Source organism: Priestia sp. P1_B12_1 (assembly GCF_056406695.1).
Genome location: NZ_JBFTZR010000046.1, coordinates 1 through 3,544 on the forward strand (window position 1 = coordinate 1; position 3,544 = coordinate 3,544).

General features: G+C 35.1%; 5 protein-coding genes and 1 pseudogene. All 6 read left to right on the forward strand.

Going from position 1 to position 3,544, the window contains the following annotated elements:
* Positions 1 to 161 precede the first annotated feature (161 nt).
* On the forward strand, positions 162 to 419 hold the full coding sequence (locus AC1D0Y_RS29295) for a hypothetical protein (protein WP_129542447.1): 258 nt from the start codon (positions 162 to 164) through the stop codon (positions 417 to 419).
* Entirely contained in the window at positions 416 to 769 is a 354-nt protein-coding gene (locus tag AC1D0Y_RS29300) for a hypothetical protein (protein WP_477708428.1), read from the forward strand. Before AC1D0Y_RS29295 ends, AC1D0Y_RS29300 begins: the two co-directional genes overlap by 4 nt.
* Positions 766 to 1,965, forward strand: coding sequence for a MobP2 family relaxase (gene mobP2, locus AC1D0Y_RS29305; RefSeq protein ID WP_477708429.1), 1,200 nt, complete (start codon positions 766 to 768; stop codon positions 1,963 to 1,965). Before AC1D0Y_RS29300 ends, mobP2 begins: the two co-directional genes overlap by 4 nt.
* A complete protein-coding gene (locus AC1D0Y_RS29310) occupies positions 1,965 to 2,402 on the forward strand; it encodes a hypothetical protein (protein WP_477708430.1) in 438 nt (145 codons plus the stop codon). The genes mobP2 and AC1D0Y_RS29310 overlap by 1 nt, the downstream gene beginning before the upstream one ends.
* A 46-nt stretch (positions 2,403 to 2,448) precedes the next feature.
* Positions 2,449 to 2,724, forward strand: coding sequence for a hypothetical protein (locus AC1D0Y_RS29315; protein WP_477708431.1), 276 nt, complete (start codon positions 2,449 to 2,451; stop codon positions 2,722 to 2,724).
* A pseudogene (locus AC1D0Y_RS29320) lies at positions 2,717 to 3,406 on the forward strand (ArdC family protein); the annotation flags it as partial. The gene AC1D0Y_RS29315 and the pseudogene AC1D0Y_RS29320, both read left to right, overlap by 8 nt.
* Positions 3,407 to 3,544: the final 138 nt, after the last annotated feature.

The window sequence follows — 3,544 nt, forward strand, 5'->3', positions numbered from 1 at the left end:
AAGTTTAGGTCAACAGCAGGTTCACACTTTAGAGGTTTTCGTGATATCACGGTTTTGCTAGGCTCTGCCTAGCCTATCACCCCGTGTGATAGCAAAAACCCCTTATGCTCTTCTCTCTTTTGTAGTGGGGAACCACAATTTACAGGAAAGGAACGAATGTTATGGATATTCTTTTACGAGATATTGATCCAACTGCCGTAAAAAAAATAGATGAGATTGCAAAAGTAAAAAAGATTTCTCGTCAAGAATTCTTAAAAGGTCAGGTTGAAACACTGGCTGTTTTTCAAGAACAAAAAGATCGTGAAGCAGAACTCGAAAATATCATCTATAAAAATATAAAGATGATGGAAAAATGTGCAGTTGCAATTGAAACAGTTAATGGATTCATTCAAGAAATGATGGGAGAGGATGAAGAATGATGAAGCAAAGACGTAAAATTTCATTTGATACTGAAACAGATCAGTATATTCAAAGTTACATGGAAGAAAATCACTTGCGCTTTCCGGTTGATGCCATTTCTCAAATATGTAAAGAACATAAAGAGGCTCAGAAACGTGATGATGACTCAATACAAAGAATGGTGAAGTCTGTTACTCAAAATATGGATAGTCTTTTGGAAAGAGAACGTCGTCATATTATAAATGCATTGTGTTGTACAGAAAAAAGTATCCAAAGGTCAACCATGAAAAATTTTAAAGAAGTTGAGGATTATAGAATCGCAAAAAATGGTAAGTTGATGGCTGCCATTGTAGAGGGGTACAAAAAATGAAGCCGTCCTCTGTTATACCAGGAGTCGTGCTCAAAACAAAATTTATCACGTCTGATAAGAAAGCTTTTCAAGATTATGTAGATTATGTAGATCGTGAGGAAGCAAAAAAAGAACAGGGAGCAAATGAAAAACTGTTTACCCTATATCAAGATTATATGGATAACCCTAATAAAACGTCTTCTTTATTTACTCAACAATCCAATCGATTGAATAAAGAAGAAAAAAAACAATTAAAAAAATTGTTTGAAACAGCACAAAAAAATAACAGTATCATGTGGCAAGATGTCATCACATTTCATAATCCTTGGCTCCAAGAAAATGGTTTATATGATGCTCATACTCATACAGTGGATGAGAAAAAGTTAATGGACATTACCCGTCAATCCATGAAGGAAATGTTTAAAAGGGAAAGGTTAAATGAGTCGGCTGTTTGGTCGGCTGCCATTCACTACAACACTGGGAACATTCATATTCATATTGCAACAGTAGAACCACAACCTACTCGTGAGCGAGGAAAAAGGAAACCTAAAACATTGGATGCAATGAAATCAACAGTCGTGAATCAAATTTTAAATCGAGGTGAGCAGCAGCAGAAAATAAATGACTTAATTCGAAAGGATATGGTCGGCAAAAAGAAACAGGATTCTTCGTTAAGGTGGAAGAATCGTGATATTCAACCACTGTTTCTCCAAATTTATAATCATCTTCCAGAAGATAAAAGGCAGTGGCAATATAGCTATCGAACATTAAAGCCGATGAAGCCATTTATTGATGTGCTGAGTCACAAATACATTGAAAAGTATCATAACCATGAGTATCAACAATTACTTAAAAAGTTAGATAAAGAAGTAGAGGAATTAAAGAAAGCATATGGAGAAGGAAAGGTTGATGAGAAACGATATAAGAATTATAAGCAAACAAAAATAGATGATCTTTATAAGCGAATGGGGAATGCTTTTTTAAAAGAAATGAAAGATTATGATAAGCAGCAGCAACAGATTAAAAGAATGGTAGAAAGTAAGAAACAATCAAAACGTCCTGCAAGTTTTAATCAAAAGGTCTCTATGCATTTTGCATTAAAAAAAATGGAGCGAGCGTTTAAATCAGAATATGAAAGTTGGAAAAACCAAAAACATTATGAGCAATTGCAAAAAGATATTGAACATAATCGAGAAGCTGAAAGGGGTTATGAATGATGGAGAAAAATCGACGTACCATTTCATTAGATACGAAAACAGATGAATATATTCAAGCTTATATGGAAGAACATCACTTTCGTTTTCCAGGGGAAGCCATTATGGATATTTGCCAAAAGTACCAAGAAACCATGGAAAAGGAATGGTCATTACAATACATTTCGGAAGTGGTTAGTAACAACTTACATCAGGTTTTAAAAGATGAATTAACTAGGATACGTCTTGGAGCAAACAGTGCCGATAAAAACTCACAAATTTTAATTGAATATATGAACGGTCTTTTCTTCCATCACGGTTTTGATGGATTAATGACAACCGATTTACAAGAGTTAGATAGCACAAAAGTTGCGAAGGAAGCTGTTGAGAAACGTATTGCGAATCAACGTCAAAAACGGATTGATTGGGAAGAGTCCAAAGGGAAACAACCATCTCATTGATGGATTTATATAAAGATAGTTTTAAAAATATAGAGGAGGAATGAATATGTTTTTTAACAGAGATTTAGTGTTAGCTTCGATTAAAGCTGTAGGAGAGGATCATGCCATTGTCCAGTATCAAGATCAAGAAGTCGAGGTGAATTTAAGTCCAGAAGAAGCGAAAGAGTTTCATCAATATGTGGTACATCAAGAGAATATGTTGGTGCCAATGAATATTAAAACACAGAAGCTTTTTGTGGATTTAGAAGAATCTTGGTATGAACAAGAATTAGAAGAGCTTAAGGGGATCTCCTATCAAGAAGAGGGGGAGGGAAATGAGTAAAGCCTATGCGAAGAAATCCGTCGAAGATAAGCGTAAAGAGGTTGAAGAGCTAACAAAAGGGATGGAAAAGAAAATGGAGCAGCATTTTCATTCTGCCGAAGAACTAAAAGATTATTTATCTTTTATGGGTAAGTTTTATCAATACTCGATGTCAAATACGGCTCTTATTCAAGAACAGTTTTTTGGTGCCCAGGCTGTTGGCTCATTTAAATTTTGGAAAGATAAAGGGTTCTCTGTCAATAAAGGTGAAAAGGGCATTAAGATCCTTGTGCCAAACAAAACGGTTCCTAAATTTAAAGATGAAAATGGGAAATGGAAGTCTATCAATAAAGCCACTTCACAAGAAAAGAAACTCATACAAGATGGAAAAAAGGAAGTTACTCAAGGCCGACTGTATTTCTCAGTCGGTCATGTTTTCGATCTGGCGCAGACAAACGCAAAAGCGAGTGATTTACCTAAGATCTTCCCGAATCGTTGGTTAGAAGGCAATGTGGAGGATTATAAGGCACTCTATAAAGGAATGGAAGCCATTGCCGAAAAGAATGGCATTTCTATTATTCAACCAAAAGAGGAGCTTGGAGCTGCAAAAGGGGTTAGTTACACCTTAACAAAAGAAGTTGCACTGAATCCTCGTAATTCAGAAAAGCAAAATGTAAAAACGCTGCTTCATGAACTCACTTATCCCAACTACTTTTAAATCCAAACCTTTTTTTCGAATCGGTATAAAAAAAGATTCTTATGATAAAAAGGTTTGGATTTTGTTTATTACTTTGCTAGAGCCTTTAATCCGCAGAATGAGCTTAGATCTTTACTATTAGAT

Bases quoted from the DNA above. Each gene is read 5' to 3' on its own strand.
- AC1D0Y_RS29295 (WP_129542447.1), top strand. From the start codon at position 162: ATGGATATTCTTTTACGAGATATTGATCCAACTGCCGTAAAAAAAATA.
- AC1D0Y_RS29300 (WP_477708428.1), top strand. From the start codon at position 416: ATGATGAAGCAAAGACGTAAAATTTCATTTGATACTGAAACAGATCAG.
- mobP2 (WP_477708429.1), top strand. From the start codon at position 766: ATGAAGCCGTCCTCTGTTATACCAGGAGTCGTGCTCAAAACAAAATTT.
- AC1D0Y_RS29310 (WP_477708430.1), top strand. From the start codon at position 1,965: ATGGAGAAAAATCGACGTACCATTTCATTAGATACGAAAACAGATGAA.
- AC1D0Y_RS29315 (WP_477708431.1), top strand. From the start codon at position 2,449: ATGTTTTTTAACAGAGATTTAGTGTTAGCTTCGATTAAAGCTGTAGGA.